General features: G+C 65.7%; 14 protein-coding genes and 1 pseudogene. 3 read left to right on the top strand and 12 right to left on the bottom strand.

The genetic code is table 11. The annotated features are described in order from the left end of the window. Window positions 1–7: 7 nt before the first annotated feature. Window positions 8–289, top strand: a complete 282-nt coding sequence (lptM, locus tag CLV01_RS26520) for an LPS translocon maturation chaperone LptM (protein ID WP_080518227.1) — start codon at window positions 8–10, stop codon at window positions 287–289. Window positions 290–380: 91 nt separating this feature from the next. Continuing rightward, window positions 381–1,208: an MBL fold metallo-hydrolase gene (locus CLV01_RS26525; RefSeq protein WP_012207382.1), complete on the top strand. Its 828-nt coding sequence runs from the start codon at window positions 381–383 to the stop codon at window positions 1,206–1,208. Here CLV01_RS26525 and CLV01_RS26530 read toward each other — a convergent pair. The 12 genes and pseudogenes from CLV01_RS26530 to CLV01_RS26585 all read right to left on the bottom strand — a co-directional run bounded on the left by CLV01_RS26530 (window position 1,205) and on the right by CLV01_RS26585 (window position 15,144). After that, a complete protein-coding gene (locus CLV01_RS26530; protein ID WP_016450969.1) occupies window positions 1,205–1,825 on the bottom strand; it encodes a sulfite oxidase heme-binding subunit YedZ in 621 nt (206 codons plus the stop codon). The genes CLV01_RS26525 and CLV01_RS26530 overlap by 4 nt on opposite strands. Before the next feature lie 13 nt (window positions 1,826–1,838). Further along, window positions 1,839–2,819 carry a protein-methionine-sulfoxide reductase catalytic subunit MsrP gene (msrP, locus tag CLV01_RS26535; protein WP_099732849.1) on the bottom strand — a complete coding sequence of 327 codons (981 nt, stop codon included), beginning with the start codon at window positions 2,817–2,819 and terminating at the stop codon, window positions 1,839–1,841. Between the two features lie 182 nt (window positions 2,820–3,001). Then, window positions 3,002–4,342, bottom strand: a complete 1,341-nt coding sequence (gene ccsB / locus CLV01_RS26540; protein ID WP_012207385.1) for a c-type cytochrome biogenesis protein CcsB — start codon at window positions 4,340–4,342, stop codon at window positions 3,002–3,004. Then, on the bottom strand, window positions 4,339–6,522 hold the full coding sequence (locus tag CLV01_RS26545; RefSeq protein WP_099732848.1) for a cytochrome c biogenesis protein ResB: 2,184 nt from the start codon (window positions 6,520–6,522) through the stop codon (window positions 4,339–4,341). The genes ccsB and CLV01_RS26545 overlap by 4 nt, the downstream gene beginning before the upstream one ends. A gap of 139 nt (window positions 6,523–6,661) precedes the next feature. Continuing rightward, entirely contained in the window at window positions 6,662–7,312 is a 651-nt protein-coding gene (locus CLV01_RS26550) for a c-type cytochrome (RefSeq protein WP_034397008.1), read from the bottom strand. A 276-nt stretch (window positions 7,313–7,588) separates the two neighbouring features. Then, window positions 7,589–8,521, bottom strand: coding sequence for an AraC family transcriptional regulator (locus tag CLV01_RS26555; RefSeq protein WP_016450966.1), 933 nt, complete (start codon window positions 8,519–8,521; stop codon window positions 7,589–7,591). 54 nt (window positions 8,522–8,575) lie between these two features. Further along, window positions 8,576–9,520 (bottom strand): carbohydrate kinase family protein, encoded by a 945-nt coding sequence (locus CLV01_RS26560; protein ID WP_099732847.1) that lies wholly within the window; start codon window positions 9,518–9,520, stop codon window positions 8,576–8,578. A 5-nt stretch (window positions 9,521–9,525) separates the two neighbouring features. Next, entirely contained in the window at window positions 9,526–10,950 is a 1,425-nt protein-coding gene (gene dalD / locus CLV01_RS26565; RefSeq protein WP_099732846.1) for a D-arabinitol 4-dehydrogenase, read from the bottom strand. Window positions 10,951–11,014: 64 nt separating this feature from the next. Next, window positions 11,015–12,073: an ABC transporter ATP-binding protein gene (locus CLV01_RS26570; protein ID WP_099732845.1), complete on the bottom strand. Its 1,059-nt coding sequence runs from the start codon at window positions 12,071–12,073 to the stop codon at window positions 11,015–11,017. A gap of 45 nt (window positions 12,074–12,118) precedes the next feature. Beyond that, window positions 12,119–12,937: a carbohydrate ABC transporter permease gene (locus CLV01_RS26575; RefSeq protein WP_012207392.1), complete on the bottom strand. Its 819-nt coding sequence runs from the start codon at window positions 12,935–12,937 to the stop codon at window positions 12,119–12,121. A gap of 7 nt (window positions 12,938–12,944) precedes the next feature. After that, window positions 12,945–13,838 (bottom strand): carbohydrate ABC transporter permease, encoded by an 894-nt coding sequence (locus CLV01_RS26580; RefSeq protein WP_099732844.1) that lies wholly within the window; start codon window positions 13,836–13,838, stop codon window positions 12,945–12,947. Next, window positions 13,835–15,144 (bottom strand): annotated as a pseudogene (locus tag CLV01_RS26585) (ABC transporter substrate-binding protein). The gene CLV01_RS26580 and the pseudogene CLV01_RS26585 overlap by 4 nt, the downstream one beginning before the upstream one ends. A 241-nt stretch (window positions 15,145–15,385) precedes the next feature. Between CLV01_RS26585 and CLV01_RS26590 the strand changes: the two are divergent. After that, window positions 15,386–16,288 carry an SMP-30/gluconolactonase/LRE family protein gene (locus CLV01_RS26590; protein WP_099732842.1) on the top strand — a complete coding sequence of 301 codons (903 nt, stop codon included), beginning with the start codon at window positions 15,386–15,388 and terminating at the stop codon, window positions 16,286–16,288. Window positions 16,289–16,313 lie beyond the last annotated feature (25 nt).

Consider the following 16,313-nt stretch of genomic DNA (forward strand, 5'->3'; position numbering starts at 1 on the left):
TTCGCTTATGTTGAAAGCCTCGCAAATTCTAGTCAGGTGCATTGCCCTTGGCGCCTGTGCGGCGTCCCTGGCCGCCTGCGGCCAGAAAGGCCCGCTGTTTCTGCCCAGCTCGCCTGCGGCCAGCCACCGCGCCACACTGCCGCAGACCCTGGGCATTTCCAGCCCGGCCGAGCGTGCAACGCCCGCGCCTGCACCCACCACCTTGCCCGCAGGCCCGTCAAGTGCCGCCGTCGAGGAAAGCTCGACACCCACCGGCACCACGGACTCCCGCAAGCAGCAGGCCGACTGAGTCGGCAGCCGCGCCGCGGCTTGATGCACATCAACACCGCGGCCAGGCATGGCGCTTAGAGTGACTTTCTCTTGTCCCTCGACAACCCGCCATGCCCGTAGAGCTCTACCGAGACAAAAACCACGCCTGCCTGATGTTCACTGACCTCATCGAGGAAGATGGACAGGCCATACAGGCCAATCAGTTCCTCATCGTCGATGACGACACGGGCGCGATCATCGACCCGGGCGGCAATCTCGCATTCAACGAGCTGTTCATGGGCATGTCGCGGCATTTCGCGCCGCACAAGCTGTCCTATCTGATCGCTTCCCACGCCGATCCCGACATCATTGCCTCGCTGGACCGCTGGATGACCAGCACCAAGGCACAGCTGGTGATCTCGCGCATCTGGGAGCGCTTCGCGCCCCACTTCACCAAGGTCGGCAAGACTGAAAACCGCGTGATCGGCGTGCCGGACGCCGGTGGCCGGCTGCCGTTGGGCCGCCATGAGCTGCACCTGCTGCCCGCCCACTTCCTGCATGCCGAAGGCAACTTCCACTTCTACGACCCGGTCAGCCGCATCCTCTTCACGGGCGATCTGGGCGTGTCCCTGATGAACGGCATCGAGGCGCAGGTGCCCGTGACCGACCTCGTGCCGCACATCGCCCGCATGGAAGGTTTTCACCGCCGATACATGGTCTCCAACAAGATTCTGCGGCTGTGGGTGCAGATGGCGCGCCAGCTGCCCATCGACATGATCGTGCCCCAGCACGGCGCGCCCATCATGGGCGCCAAGGCGATTGCCGACCTGTTCAACTGGCTCGAAGGACTGCAGTGCGGCATCGACCTGTTCGACCAGCGCAACTACCAGCTGCCCATGGCGGACATCGACCCCGTGACCCGCCAGCTGCGCCCTGCCCTGCGCGCCGTCGCGGGCTAGCTCCTGGCGCGCCGGCGGCGCAGTGCATGGACCACGCGCCAGGCCAGCAGCAGCGCAAGAATGGCGGCGTACACGCCGACCTCGGCAAAGTTGTTCTTGCCTGCGCGCATCCAGAAGAAATGCAACAGGGCCAGCGGCGCGACCGCATAGATACAGCGGTGCAGCCACTGCCAGCGCCTGCCGCCCATGGCGCGCATGACACGGTGCGGTGAAGTCACTGCCAGAGCGGTCAGCAAGAGCAGCGCCGCAAAGCCCACCAGGATGAATGGGCGCTTCGGGATGTCGAGCACGATCTCGCCCCAGTCCAGCCCCATGTCGAACCATGCATAGCACAGCAGGTGCAGCAGCGCGTAGAAGAACACGTACAGGCCCAGCATGCGCCTGAAGCGCGCCAGTGCCGTCAGTCCCAGCGCCTGGCGCAGCGGTGTCACGGCCAGCACCACGCACAGAAAGCGCAAGGTCCAGTCGCCGGTGGAGCGCAGCAAGGCCTCGGCCGGATTGGCGCCAAGCGTGTTCAGGATGGCTCCAGCCAGCAGCCACGCAAACGGCAGCAGGCACACAAGAAACACCAGCGGCTTGGCCGTCCGGTGCAGCAAAAGACGCTGCACCGCCGTCATTGCATGGGCCACATCAATAGAACTTCTTGAGGTCCATGCCCGCGTAGAGCTGGCCCACCTGGGCTTCGTAGCCATTGAACAGCTGCGTCTTGCGCTTCTTGGCGAACAGGCCGTCTTCGCCAATGCGCCGCTCCGTGGCCTGGCTCCAGCGCGGGTGCGGCACGTCGGGGTTCACATTGGAATAAAAGCCGTACTCGTTGCGCGCCGCCTTGTTCCAGGCCGTGCCCGGCTCCTTGTCGGTCAGGCGGATGGCGACGATGCTCTTGGCGCTCTTGAAGCCGTACTTCCACGGCACGACCAGCCGCACGGGCGCGCCATTCTGGTTGGGCAGCACCTCTCCATACATGCCGAAGGCCAGCAGCGTCAGCGGGTGCATGGCTTCATCAAGGCGCAGCCCCTCGGTGTATGGCCAGTCCAGCACGCCGCTGCGCAGGCCCGGCATCTGCGCCTTGTCGGCCAGGGTCACGAATTCCACATACTTGGCACTGCCCAGTGGCTGCACCTTGCGCAGCAGCTCGGCCAGGGAATAGCCCACCCAGGGAATCACCATGGACCAGCCCTCCACGCAGCGCAGCCGGTAGATGCGTTCTTCCTGTGGCGCGAGCTTGAGCAGCGCATCCAGGTCCAGCGTCTGCGGCTGCTGGACCAGGCCCTCGATCTTCACCGTCCAGGGGCGGGTCTTGAGCGTGTGGGCGTTCTTGGCAGGATCGTCCTTGTCCAGCCCGAATTCGTAGAAGTTGTTGTACTGGGACACATCGGCATAGGCCGTGACACGGTCCATGGTGTTTGCGCCCACTACCTGGGAAGGCACGGAGGCCAGCGCCGCCAGCTTGCCGGGGCGCTGCACGCCCGCCGCCCAGCCGGGCAAGGCCGCGCCGGCCGAGCCTGCGGCCAGGTACTGCAGCCAGGCACGGCGCTTGAGGTAGCCGGCCCGGGGCGTGATCTCGCTGCCTTGCGGGTATTGGAAGCCGTTGTCGTGGGAGCGGATCAGCATGGGAATCTCCTGGTGTGCCGGCGGGCACGGGGCGCTATTGCTGGCGATATGGCGATTGGGAGCCTCGCAGGCGCGCGCAAGTTCCCTGCGGCACCGATGCGATGGTGCACGAAAAAGCGGCATGCGCCTGAACGCATGCCGCTGTCCTTATCTTGCCACTGTCACTCTGCCACTGCCGTGGCTCAAAGCTCGCCGTAGCTGTGCAGCCCCGACAGGAACATGTTCACCCCCAGGAAGGCGAAGGTGGTGATGGCCAGTCCACCCAGCGCCCACCAGGCGGACACCGTGCCGCGCAGGCCCTTGACCAGGCGCATGTGCAGCCAGGCCGCGTAGTTGAGCCAGACGATCAGCGCCCAGGTTTCCTTGGGGTCCCAGCTCCAGTAGCCGCCCCAGGCCTCGGCCGCCCACAGCGCACCCAGCACGGTGGCGATGGTGAAGAAGGCAAAACCCACGGCGATGGATTTGTACATCACATCGTCCAGCAGCTCGAAGCTGGGCAGGCGCTCGGCGATGCGCTTGCGCGCCAGCAGGATGCCGGCCACGATCAGCGCCGAGATGCCGAAGTAGACCATCCAGTAGCTGCCGCCGTTCTGGGTCGCGCCCTGGCGGAAGACGATGGGCTCGAAGCACAGCACCACACCCAGCATCCACAGCGGCGCGAGCTTGTACCAGCGGGTCTCCGTGGCCTGCTGCTTGATCAGGTAGGCAAAGGAGACCATGGCTGCCAGCGCAAAGGTGCCGTAGCCGATGAAGTTGGCCGGCACGTGCAGCTTCATCCACCAGCTCTTGAGCGCCGGCACCAGCGGCTGGATCTCGTGTGCCTCGCGCACCAGCGTGTACCACAGCAAAAAGCCCACGGCCGCGCTGACCACCAGCATCACGAAGCCGCCCAGGGCGCGCGTGTCGTAGTGCTGTTCGTAATAGAGATAGAAAAGCGCCGTCATCCAGCAGAACATGACGAACACTTCATAGAGATTGCTGACCGGGATGTGGCCTACATCGGGGCCGATCAGGTAGCTCTCGTACCAGCGCACCATGGTGCCCACCAGCGCCAGCGTCACAGCCAGCCACGCCAGGCGCGAGCCCAGCAGCGACAGCGCCGTGCCCTCGCCCCGCGCAAACATGCCGATCCAGTAGAAGACGGTGCTCATGAAGAACACCATGCTCATCCAGAGGATGGCCGACTGGCTGGACAGGAAGTACTTGAGACCGAACACCGTGTCCGATCGCGCCAGTTGCGCCCCTTCAGGCCCCTGGTAGAGCCCGATGGCCAGCAGCGACAGCCCGGCCACCACCAGCATCAGCCCGCGCAGCGGGCGCCAGAACCAGCCCAGCCAGATGGCCGAGGGAATGGTGCCGACCAGGATGCACTTTTCGTAGACATCCATGTACTCGCCATAGCGCTGCAGCGCATACAGCAGTCCCGCCGCCACCAGGGCCGCGAACACCCAGTCGAACCAGTTGCGGCGGGCGAAGAAGCCCTCGTTGAGCGTCAAAGTCGTCGTGGTAGTGGCGGTGTTCATGCGGAACCTCCGGGGGATTTCTTGTGGATGGGCTCGGCGCCTATCAGCTTGCCGGCCAGCATGGCGAATTCTCTATCACCATCGAGTGTCTTGCGATTGGTGGACAAGGCCATTTCGGCATGGCTTACCCCATCGCGGGGCGTGAGCCAGATCCAGAGGCGGCGGTCACGCACGTACAGCATGCAGAACACGCCGATGATGAGGAACAGGCAGCCCAGATACACCACGTTCTTGCCCGGGGCGCGCGCCACCTGGAAGACGCTGGCCTGCACCTGCTTGAAGTCCTGCAGCATGAAGACCATGGGCATGGGGTAGAACTGCGCATCGCTGAGCGAGAACACGGCCTGGGTCATGAAGGACTGCGTCTGCTCGCTGGGCTCCAGGGGCGCCTGGCCCGCCTGCGTGCGCACGATCTGGGCCAGCTCGAACAGCACGCCGTTGAGAATGCGCACCAGCACCTCGCCCGCACGTTCGCGCTCGGCCGCAGGCACATTGCTTTCCATGAAGTCCGAGATGGCCTGCAGCCCGCCCAGCGGCTTGCCGTCCGGCCCCTTCTTGTCGGTCTGGCCCGCGAACAATTCCAGCGCCTTGGTGGCCGACTGCGCCAGCGCGCCACTGAGTTCGGAACGCGAGGCGTCGATGGCCTTGGCCACATAGGCCTTGGCAGCCTGCTCGCGCAGCCGGGGGTCCTGCAGCGCGCTGCGCAGGCGCAGGAAGGTGTCCATCTCGCTTTCGGGATCGGCGGGAATGCGCAGGTAGCGCATGGCATCGGCCTGGTTGTCGCGCACGCCCAGCAGGAACACGCGCTGGCCGTCGCCCGTGTCCACGGGCAGCATGTAGTTCTGGAACTCGCGCGCCTGGCCCGAGGCATCGCGCAGCTTGTAGCGGATGCTGGGGCCGATGTTGCGCAGCTCCTTCTTGGTCACGGTCTTGTGGGCCGCGCCCAGGCGCTCGTCGATGGCCTGCTTCAGGTCCACCTTGCGCACATCGGTGCCGCTGCCATTGGCCCCGCCGCCACCGCCGAAGTTCTCCACGTTGATGGTGCGCAGTTCGGCAAACTCCAGCGTCACTGTCTCGTCCTTGCCGTCCGGGAGCTTGCGCACGAACTGGTCCGATCCGCCGATCACGCCCTCGACATCAAAGGGCTTGGCTCCCGCCTCCAGCGGTACGGCGCGCAGCTTCACCGACGAGCCGCCGTCGTCAAAGCTGGACTGGTAGATCTCGATGCCACGGTAGCTGGCCGGATGGTTGACCTCGATGCGCTTTTCCAGCTTTTCGCCCGAGGCCTTGTCGTGGATGACGACCTCGCTGGCGAACAGCTTGGGCATGCCCGTGGAGTAGTACTCCACGATGAATTTCTTGAGTTCCACCGCAAAGGGCAGCTCCTGCAGCAGCACGCCGTCGGACTGCGACAGGATGGCCGTGCCTGCCGTGCCGCCTTCGGTCACCAGCAGGTTGCCTCGGAAGGTGGGGTTGCGCTCGCTCAGCCGGTGCTGCTCGGATACCTCGGAGATCAGGCCACCGCCGGTATAAGGTGTTTTGCCTCCCAGCCACATCTGCGCGCGCACGATGAGGTCGCCATCGAACAGCCCGCCCAGGCAGATCAGCACGATGGCGCTGTGGGCCGCGATATAGCCCAGCTTGTGGGCCGCGCCCGCCTTGGCAGCCAGCATCCACCCCGTGCCGGGACCGGCCGCCGTGTCGCGCTGCTGCAGCCGCACCTTCCAGCCGCCCGACACCAGCTGCTGGCCCAGGCGCCTGGCGGCCTCTTCTGTGCTTCCGGGCACCACGTTCTGCGCACGGTGGCCGAAGGCCTTGAGGCTTTGTTCGCGAACGTTTTCCTTGTAGCTGCGCAGATCGGCCAGATACTTGGGCGCATGGCGTGCCACGCACAGCGAGGTGCTGATCACCAGAAAGGCCAGGATCAGCAGGAACCACCAGGCGCTGTAGACCGCATTGAGCTTGAGCGCGAGGAACAGCTGGGCCCAGAAAGGCCCGAACTGGTTGACGTAGTTGCCCACCGGCTCATGCTGCTTGAGCACGGTGCCGATCACCGAGGCAATGCAGATGACCGTCAGCAGCGAGATCGCGAAGCGCATCGATGCCAGCAGCTCCAGGGTCGCGCGCGCGGCCTGCGGGCGGGAGGGAGCAAGAGCGGCACCGGAAGAGTTGTCTGACATGAAGAACGAAAAGCCAAAACCCGAATGAAAAAAGCGGGACCATCTGCATTCATGCGATGGACCCGCCTGGCTTGGGGTGTCTATAAAGCAATAGGTTCCCGGTGATTACCCTGGGAACCGCGTCGGCCCCGGGATCGCATCAACGCAGGCCAGCGATGTAGTCTGCCACGGCCTTGATTTCGCGATCGTTAAGCTTGGCAGCAACCTGCGTCATCTGAATGCTATTGCCGCGCTTGCCGTCACGGAAGGCCGTGAGCTGGGTCGTGGTGTAGTCGGCATGCTGGCCCGCCAGGCGCGGGTACTGGGCTGGAATGCCGGCGCCGTTGGGGCTGTGGCAGCCCGCGCAGGCAGCAATGTTGCGCTCCTGGATGCCGCCGCGGTAGATGCGCTCGCCCATGGCCACCAGGTCCTTGTCCTTGGCAAAGCCGTCCTTGGGCTTTTGCGTGTGCAGCCAGGCGGCGATGTTCTTCATGTCAGGCTCGCTGAGCATGCTGGCAAAGCCCTTCATCACGGGGTCCTTGCGCTTGTCGCCCTTGAACTCCAGCAACTGCTTGACCAGGTACTCGGGATGCTGGCCGGCCAGCTTGGGCTGCAGCGGGATGGTGGAATTGCCGTCGGCCGCATGGCATGCCGCGCAGACGGCGGTGTAGCTGGCCTCGCCCTTCGCCAGGTCGGCCTTGGCCGCCTTCGGCTGTGCCGAGGCAGCAGGTGCCTCGCCAGCGGAGAAAGCGGGAAAGGCGGGGGCTGCAGCAAGAATGGCAGCCGTCAGCAAAGAGGCAAGCAACTTCATATCGAGGGCGTGGTTCTGTTGTTGAAAGCGCAAAATTCGGCGGATTCTACAATGGGGTCCCCTGTGATTGATATCGTCAGGAACCCTGGTTTCGCCCCTGCGCACAGAGGAAAACATATTCCTTGATCGTGGTCACAAACTGGCCACGGATTCGGTGCTGAACATATGTTTTTCGCAGCCCAGCATATCGATCTGTGCCAGCGCGGCAATAAGGGCTCTACCCATGTGGCGCGCAATACCACACCCGTGCGCGCCAGATTCCGCTTCCCCGTCGCTTCAACCCGCGCCGAAGCGGCTGTCCGCCTGGCGGCGGAACTCCGAGGGCGTCATGCCCTTGATCTCCAGGAAACGCCGGTTGAAGTTGGCCACGTTGTTGAAGCCCACCTGGTAGCAGATGTCGGCGATGAAGCTATCGGTCTGCATGAGCAGGTGGCATGCGCTGTTGATGCGTACCCGGCTGACGAAGTCGGTGAAGCTGTTGCCCGTGGCCCGGCGGAAAAAGCGGCTGAAGCGGCTCTCGCTCATGCCCAGCTCGGCCGCCACGTCGGCCAGGCTCAGCGGCTCGCTCACGCGCGCCATGATGCGGTTGACCACCTCGTTGATCTGGTCCACCTGGGCCTCGCCCTGGGCGCCCTGCATCTGCACGGCTGACAGCAGCCGGTAATCGGTGCACTCGGCCAGATCGGACAGCAGCGCGCAAAAGGCCGTGAAGCGGCGCATTCCGCGCGCACTCCTGACCGCATCCCAGTGCGCGCGCGCCGTCTGCGCCAAGCCGAAGAACTCGATGCCATGGCGCGCACGGTCCAGCAGTTGAAGCACCTCGCGCATCTCCGGGATCTGCTCGGCCGCACGGGCGATGGGGTCGTGGTTGAAAAGGATCACGTAATCGCGTGCAGGCGAGCCCCCATCGGGCGCATCGAACGAGATCCAGTTGTGCGGCAGGCGCGGGCCGCACAGCACGAGGTGGCCGGGCTCGAAGGGTCCTATCCAGTCTCCCACGAAGGCGCGGCCCGAGGTGTCGGTGATGAGGTGCAGCTCGTACTCCTCATGGAAATGCCAGCGCACCAGGGGGCTTGGGAAACCATGTGCCAGGCAGCGCACCAGGCCGCTGCCCTCCATATCCTCATAGCCCAGCGCAGGCGTTCGCACGAAATCGCGCTCCAGTTCAGGGTGACGCTGGCGGGGTGTGCGGCGGCGTGGGCTGGTCATGGCGGCGTGAAGGTTTCTGGAGAGGCCATGGGCAAACAGTATCACCAGCGGCGGCTATCCACCGCAATGGGCTGCCAGCGCGGCATCGAGTTCCGCGCGCCGGGGCGGCTGGGCACCGGCGCGCGTGCAGTTGAGCGCTGCGGCCGTTGCGGCAAAGCGCAGCACCTGGCGCCACGCGCTCTCGGGCAGTTCCTGCAACTGGCCCGGCTGCTCGACTCCCTGCTCCAGCAGCGCAACCGACAGCGCCGCGCCAAAGGTGTCGCCCGCGCCGATGGTATCCACCAGTTGCACGGCCGGCGGCTGCACCGACAAAGGCGCCTGTCCTGCACGCAGCAAGGTCGCGCCGGCCGCTCCGCGCGTGAGCACCACGGCCCGGGGACCCAGCGCCAGCCAGCGCCCGGCGGCCTCCAACGCCGGAACGCCGGGCGCGATAAAGGCCAGGTCCTCATCGCTGAGCTTGACCAGGTCTGCCTGGGCCAGCCAGCCCAGGCAGTCGCGCCGGAAGGCCTGGGCATCGCGGATCAGCGTGGGCCGCACGTTCGGGTCGAAGACGACGATGCGCCGCCCGCGCTCAGCCGCCACCAGGTCCAGGATGCGCGGCCCGACAGGGGTGTGCAGCAATGCGATGGAGCCGAACTGCAGATAGCGGCATTCAGGCGGCAACTCGGGCAGCTCGGCAGGTGCCCACAGCGTGTCCGCCGTTGCCTGCGTATAGAAGGCATAGCGGTTGGTGCCTTGCGCATGCTCGACAAAGGCCAGCGTGCTGGGCGCATCGCAGCGCTGCACCAGGCGCATGTCCACGCCGTTGCCCTGCAGGTGCGCGAAAAGGCGCTCGCCGAAGAGATCGCGCGACAGTTGCGAGACAAAGCCCGTGGCCTGCCCGAGCCGCGCAGCGGCCACGGCGCAGTTGGCGGGCGCGCCTCCTTCATGGCCCTGGAAGGCAAGGCCGCCCGTGGCGGTGAAATCGATCAGGGCTTCGCCCGCGATGGCTATGCGCATGCGTTCTACCTCGCTGCCTGTTGGACAAAAGCATGGACACGGTCTGTGGCACGGCGGACCGCCTCCACCAGATGCGGATGGCCCGCGGCCTCACCCCACAAGGGCACTTCGGCACACAGCGCGGCCACGGGGTCGGCGGCGGCGCAGATGGCGTGTGCCACTGCGGGGTCCATGGCCTGATCCTGGTAGGCATAGGGCAGTGTGTCATGGTGCCAGCGCTGCAGAAAAACCAGGAACAGCGCCGGCAGCATGGCCACGGCATCCATGGACGCGCCCTGCGCGATGCGCTCGCGCACCGTGGGCGCGATGAAGCCCGGGATCTTGGCAAAGCCGTCGGCCGCCACGCGCTGGTTGGTGTCGCGTATTGCAGGATTGCCGAAGCGTTCCAGCACGGTGTCGCGGTAGGCCGGCAGGTCCAGGGCCGATGCCTTGCCAGGTGTTGCAAGGCAGGGAATCACGTCCTGCGTCACATAGTCCCATGCCAGCTGGCGTATCGCAGGTACGGCACTGCCTTCGTGGATGAAGCGTAGGCCCGCCAGCGTGCCGGCCCAGGCAATGCAGCTGTGGCTGGCGTTGAGAATGCGGATCTTGGCCTCCTCGTAGGGGGCCACGGAAGACACCATCTCCACGCCCACACGCTCCCAGGGCGGACGGCCTGCGACGAAGCGGTCCTCTATCACCCACTGTGAAAAGCTTTCGGCCGTCACGGCGGCCGCATCGTCCCAGCCCGTCGCGGCCTGCACGCGCTCGCGCAGCTCCGGCGGCGGGCGCGGGGTGATGCGGTCGACCATGGCATTCGGGCAGCTGATGTTGTGCCCTGCCCACTCGGCCAGTTCCTGCAGTTGCGCCAGTTGCATGAAGGCCAGCAGGCCGGCCAGCAGGCGATCGCCGTTGTGGCGCAGGTTGTCGCAGCTCAGCAGTGTGACCGGGCCGGCATGTGCACAGCGGCGCAACTGCAGGATGGCGCACAGCACGCCATAGATCGTCTCTCCGACCTGCCCCTGGCGCATGCGGACGATGTCGGCCGCAAGCTCCGGGCTGCCGGTGTCCAGCACGCCGCTGCCATCGAGGTAGTAGCCAGCCTCGGTCACGGTGAGGGAGATGACACGTGTGCAAGGGCTGGCTCCGCGCGCGATCACGGCGGCCAGCCCGGGCGCATGGGGGATCACTTCGCGCAGGGCCTCGATGCGTTGGTAGCGCACCGATCCGCCAGGCGCAATCGTCTCCAGTGTGTAAGCCCCTCCCTGGCGCGCCAGCGCCTCCAGCGTCTGCGCCATGTCGGAGCGCAGGTTGGCCCCCACCAGCTCCCATTGCGTGTCCCCTGCATCGATCAGCCGCTGTTGATAGGCGGCCTGGTGCGCACGGTGAAAGGAACCCAGGCCCAGGTGCAGCACCGTGGGTCTGGAAAGATGCGGAACAATCGCGTTCATGGTGACCAGAGGGAGATGAGGAAGAAAGGATGACTGCTGCGGGCAGCCTCTCGGAGCGAAGCGCTCAGGCGCCTGCCAGCGTGCGTCCCTGGCGGTCGAACAGGTGCAGTGCGCACCCGGTGTCCAGCGCGACGGACACCGCGTCGCCCACGGCCAGTGGCGTGCGCTCGGCCTGGCGCGCAATGAGCTGCGCCCCGCCCACGCTGACATGGATCAGCGTGTCGGCGCCCAAGGCCTCGATCAGGTCCACGCGGCCCATGACCTGTCTCTGTGCAGCGGCATCGGTTGCGACCTGCGCTCTGGCCACGCGCAAGGCCTCGGGGCGTATGCCCAGCGTGCCGTCGGCGGGCAGGCGGCCCTGCGTGGCCGCGGAGAACACGGGCAGTGCCTCGGCGGCGATCAGGTTCATCGACGGCATGCCGATGAACTGCGCAACGAACTGGTTGGCCGGATGGTCGTAGAGCGCCAGGGGCGCGCCCACCTGTTCGATGCAGCCATCGCGCAACACCACAACGCGGTCGGCCAGGGTCATGGCCTCGACCTGGTCATGGGTGACATAGATGGTGGTGGCGCCCAGCGCCTTGTGCAGCTTGTGGATTTCCACCCGCGTGTTGCCGCGCAGCGCCGCATCGAGGTTGGACAGCGGCTCGTCGAACAGGAACACCTTGGGCGCACGCACGATGGCCCGGCCTATGGCCACGCGCTGGCGCTGCCCCCCGGACAGGTCGCGCGGCTTGCGTTCCAGATAGGGCGTGAGGTTGAGCGTCTCGGCCGCCTGCCCGACCTTTCGGCGTATCTCCTCTTTCGGCACGCCGGCCAGGCGCAGCGCGAAGGACATGTTGTCGTACACGCTCATGTGCGGATACAGCGCATAGCTCTGGAACACCATTGCCAGGTCGCGCTCGCCCGATGGCGCATGCGTGATGTCGCGCCCGTCGAGCAGCAACTGCCCCGAAGTGATGCTCTCCAGCCCGGCGATCAGGCGCAGCAGCGTGGACTTGCCGCAGCCCGAAGGCCCGACGAAGACGATGAACTCGCCGCGCTCGATGGTGAGGTCCACGCCGCGGATGATCTGCGCCTCTCCGAAGCGCTTGCGTATGTCCTGAAGTTGCAGATAGGCCATGGTTTTCCTTGTGCAGCACAAAGCCGCGAAATGGATGCCGGACGGCTACTTGACGGCGCCAAAGGTCATGCCCTGCACCAGTTGCTTCTGGCTGAACCAGCCGAACACCACGATGGGAGCGATGGCGATCAGCGAAGCGGCCGAGAGCTTGGCCCAGAACAGCCCTTCGGGGCTGGCATACGAGGCGATCAGCGTGGCCAGCGTGCCGGCCCGGGCGCTGCTCAGGTTCAGCGACCAGAAGGCCTCGTTCCAGCTCAGCACCAGGCACAGCAGCCCGGTGGAGGCAATGCCGCCCACCGCCAGCGGCAGCACCACATGGCGGAACTCGGCCCACAGGCCTGCGCCATCCATGCGCGCCGCTTCCAGGATCTCGTTGGGGATGTCCTTGAGCGCGCTGTAGAGCATCCAGACCATGATGGGCAGGTTGGACAGCGTGAAGACGATGACCAGCACGGTGAGCGAATCCAGCAAGCCCGCCCCTTGCGCCAGCACATAGATGGGCAGCAGGGCCCCCACGGCCGGCATCATCTTGGTCGAGAGCATCCACATGAGCACGTCGCGCGTGTGGCGGCTGCGGAAGAACGCCATGGAGTAGGCAGCAGGCACGGCGATGGCCAGGCCGATCAGGGTCGAGGCCAGGCTGGTGATCAGCGAATTGCGCGCATACAGCAGGTAGTCGCTGCGCTGCTGCACTTCGCCGAAGTTGGCCAGCGTGGGCTCGAACACGAACAGCGGCGGCACGGCAATGGCCTGCAGTTCCGTCTTGAAGGCCGTCAGGAACAGCCAGGCCAGCGGAAAGAACAGCAGCAGTGCCACGGCCCATGCCGCAGCGGCGCGCACCAGGGTGGAGGAACTTGTTTTCATCATGCCCTCAGTCCAGGCTCTTGCCCACGATGCGGATCAGGAAGAGGGAGACGATGTTGGCCAGCACCACGGCAAACAGTGCACCGGCCGAGGCCACGCCCACGTCGAAGTTCATCAGCGACTGCTTGTAGATCAGGTAGGTCAGGTTGGTGCTCTCGTTGCCGGGCCCGCCCGCCGTGGTGATGGCGATCTCGGCGAACACGCTGAGCAGGAAGATCATCTCGATCATCACCACCACCGCCATGGGCCGCGCCAGATGGGGCAGCGTGAGGTAGTAAAAGCGCTGCAGGGCGTTGGCGCCATCCATGCGCGCCGCCTCCATCTGTTCTCGGTCCAGCGACTGCAGCGAGGTGATGAAGATCAGGCAGGCGAAGGGCAGCCATTGCCAGGACACCATGACGATGACGGACAGCAGCGGCATCTCGGTGAGCCAGTCCACGGGCTGCAGTCCGACGGCCCTCCACAGGCTGGCCAGCACGCCATAGATCGGGTTCATCATCATGTGCTTCCACAGCAGCGCATTGACCGTGGGCATCACGAAGAACGGCGAGATCAGCAGCACCCGCACGATGCCGCGCCCCGGAAACGGCTCGTTGATCAGCAAAGCGATCAGCACGCCCAGCACCAGGGTGATCAGCACCACGCTGGCCAGGAAGTTCAGCGTGTTCCACACGGCGGGCAGGAAGTCCGGGTCGGTGATGAAGAAGGCGTAGTTGCCCCAGCCGGCGAAGCGGTGCTCGCCGGGCTGCATGAGGTTGTAGTTGACGAGCGAGAAATAAATCGTCATCAACAAGGGCACGAGCATCCAGCACAGCAGCACGGCCACGGCGGGCGCCATCAGGGCGCGGGGCAGCAGGCGCCTGGCGGACGCCGCCCTGTCGGGAGTCCTATCGGCCCTCATTTGTAGTAGCCGCTTTTCCTCATCTCGCGTTCGGCCAGCGTCTGCGAGGTACTGAGCGCCTGCTCCACCGTGACCTTGCCCGACAGCGCGGCGCTCATCTGCTGGCCCACGGCAATGCCAATGGCCTGGAACTCTGGAATCGCGACGTACTGCACTCCGGCATAGGGCGACTTGGGCTCGGTCGCATCGGTCAGGCTCACGCTGTCGATGGCCCGCTTCTCGGCTGCGGCAAAGCCCGCCACCTTCTGGAACTCGGCATTGGCATAGGTGGACTGGCGCGTTCCTGTGGGCACGGCACGCCAGCCGTGCTCCTGCGCGACCAACTGCACATACTCCCTGGAGGTGGCCCACTTCACGAAGACCTGGGCCGCATCGGCCTTCTTCGAACTGGAGGGTATGGCCAGGTTCCAGGTCCACAGCCAGGTCGATCCCTTGGGCGTGCTGGCCATGGGTGCAGCCGCATAGGCCACCTTGTCGGCCACCTTGGATTGCTTGGGGTCGCTCACGAAGGAGGCGGCGATGCTCGCATCCACCCAGGCGCCGCACTTGCCCTCGTTGAACAGCGCCAGGTTCTCATTGAAGCTGTTGGCCGAGGCGCCCGGGGGGCCATAGGCCTTCATCAGGTCCACATAGAAACCCACGGCCTTCTTCCAGGCGGGTGTGTCGATCTGCGGCTTCCACTGCATGTCGAACCATTGGCCGCCGAAGGTATTGGCCATGGTGGTGATCAGGGCCATGTTGTCCCCCAGCCCGGCTTGCCGCGCAGGCAGATGCCGTAGACCCCGGCCTTGGGATCGTGGACCTTGGAGGCGAACTCCCGGACCTGCTCCCAGGTGGGCTTGTCCGGCATCTGAAAACCCGCCTTGTCGGCCAGGTCCTTGCGGTACATGAGCATGGAGCCTTCGCCATAGAAGGGCGAGGCATAGAGCTTGCCTTCGTAGGACAGGCCTTCGCGGATGGTGGGCAGCAGATCGGCCGCGTCATAGGCGGCATCGGTGGCAATGGGCTGCAGCCAGCCCTTCTTCGACCAGATCGGCACCTCGTAGATGCCCACGGTCATCACATCGAACTGGCCGCCCTTGGTGGCGATGTCGGTGGTCACACGCTGGCGCAGCACGCCTTCTTCCAGCGTCACCCATTTGAGCGTGATGTCGGGGTGGGCCTTCTCGAACCGGGGGGTGAGCTTTTGCATCTCGATCATGTGGCCGTTGTTCACGGTGGCGATCACGAGTTCGGTGCCGGCGAGTGCGCCCGCTGCGGCAGTGGCCATGGCCCATGTGAGGCTGGCCTTGAGCAAGCTGTGCATTTTTTGTCTCCTTGTTCCCTGATCTTCGAATGCTGGATCACCGCGCCTCCCATCCCGGCTGCGGATGAGGCATTGTGGCGACGGCCTCGTGCCCGGACTGGTACGGCAGATGCGCCTTTCGATACTTTTATGCGCAGCCAAGCCGGTGATATCCCTTAGCCGATGCATCAAACCATTTGCCGCTGCTGCGGTGCGTCCCGACCTCCTAGAATTCCGTTCATCCGCATCTCCGAGGCAGACCATGGCCGTGCAGCGCATCCCTGTTCCACCGAGTGCACTCGGCGAGTCCCCCTTCTGGCACCGGCAGGAACACCGGCTCTACTGGTGCGATATCCAGGACCGGTACATCCATTCGTGGGAGCCCGCCACAGGCCTGCACCGCAGCTGGGCCACGCCCAGCGAACCGGGCTGCTGCGCTCCCACGGACCGGGGCCGCATCGTGGTGGGGCTGCGCGATGGCTTCGGCCTGCTGGACACCGCCACGGGACACACCGAAATGATCGCCCGCCTGGACCATGATCCGCAGCAGCTGCGGCTCAACGACGGGCGCTGCGACCGCGCCGGACGGCTGTGGGCGGGGTCACTGTTCTCGCCCAAGACGGCGCCCGATGCCGCGCTGTGGAGCCTTCGCGCGGACGGCGCCGGAGGCTACGCCGTTCAGCGCATGGCAGGCGACTGCACCACGGCCAACGGCCTGGCCTTCAGCCCCGATGACACCTCCATGTACTGGGCAGACACGCCAGCCCACCGCATAGACCGCTTTGCCTTCGACCTGGAATCCGGCACGCTGGGCACGCGCTCTCTGTGGAAGGCCTTCGCCCCCAAGGCCGAGGGCAGGCTCTATGGCGGCCGCCCCGACGGCGCCAGCGTCGACGTCCGGGGCAACTACTGGGTGGCCATGTACGAAGGCGGCTGCGTGCTGCAACTGAGCCCCGAGGGCGATGTGCTGCAGCGCCTGGACACGCCCGTGCGCTGCCCCACCATGGTCTGTTTTGGGGGGGAGGACCTGCGCACGCTGTACATCACCTCGGCCGGACACGGCCGGCCCGATCCGGAGCGATCGGCGCAGGTGCCTGCCGGCGCACTGATGGAGTGCCGTGTCGATGTGCCGGGCCTGCCGGTGAACAGCTTCCGCGAGGCCTGAGCCTGCTCGGTCCCGTCAACGTGTT

The organism is Delftia sp. 60, assembly GCF_002754395.1.
In the GTDB taxonomy this organism is placed as follows: domain Bacteria; phylum Pseudomonadota; class Gammaproteobacteria; order Burkholderiales; family Burkholderiaceae_C; genus Comamonas; species Comamonas acidovorans.

Bases quoted from the DNA above. Each gene is read 5' to 3' on its own strand.
- CLV01_RS26530 (WP_016450969.1), bottom strand. From the start codon at position 1,825: ATGACGGCGGTGCAGCGTCTTTTGCTGCACCGGACGGCCAAGCCGCTG.
- msrP (WP_099732849.1), bottom strand. From the start codon at position 2,819: ATGCTGATCCGCTCCCACGACAACGGCTTCCAATACCCGCAAGGCAGC.
- CLV01_RS26570 (WP_099732845.1), bottom strand. From the start codon at position 12,073: ATGGCCTATCTGCAACTTCAGGACATACGCAAGCGCTTCGGAGAGGCG.
- CLV01_RS26590 (WP_099732842.1), top strand. From the start codon at position 15,386: ATGGCCGTGCAGCGCATCCCTGTTCCACCGAGTGCACTCGGCGAGTCC.
- dalD (WP_099732846.1), bottom strand. From the start codon at position 10,950: ATGAACGCGATTGTTCCGCATCTTTCCAGACCCACGGTGCTGCACCTG.
- CLV01_RS26555 (WP_016450966.1), bottom strand. From the start codon at position 8,521: ATGACCAGCCCACGCCGCCGCACACCCCGCCAGCGTCACCCTGAACTG.
- CLV01_RS26545 (WP_099732848.1), bottom strand. From the start codon at position 6,522: ATGTCAGACAACTCTTCCGGTGCCGCTCTTGCTCCCTCCCGCCCGCAG.
- CLV01_RS26525 (WP_012207382.1), top strand. From the start codon at position 381: ATGCCCGTAGAGCTCTACCGAGACAAAAACCACGCCTGCCTGATGTTC.
- CLV01_RS26560 (WP_099732847.1), bottom strand. From the start codon at position 9,520: ATGCGCATAGCCATCGCGGGCGAAGCCCTGATCGATTTCACCGCCACG.
- ccsB (WP_012207385.1), bottom strand. From the start codon at position 4,342: ATGAACACCGCCACTACCACGACGACTTTGACGCTCAACGAGGGCTTC.
- lptM (WP_080518227.1), top strand. From the start codon at position 8: ATGTTGAAAGCCTCGCAAATTCTAGTCAGGTGCATTGCCCTTGGCGCC.
- CLV01_RS26575 (WP_012207392.1), bottom strand. From the start codon at position 12,937: ATGAAAACAAGTTCCTCCACCCTGGTGCGCGCCGCTGCGGCATGGGCC.
- CLV01_RS26550 (WP_034397008.1), bottom strand. From the start codon at position 7,312: ATGAAGTTGCTTGCCTCTTTGCTGACGGCTGCCATTCTTGCTGCAGCC.
- CLV01_RS26580 (WP_099732844.1), bottom strand. From the start codon at position 13,838: ATGAGGGCCGATAGGACTCCCGACAGGGCGGCGTCCGCCAGGCGCCTG.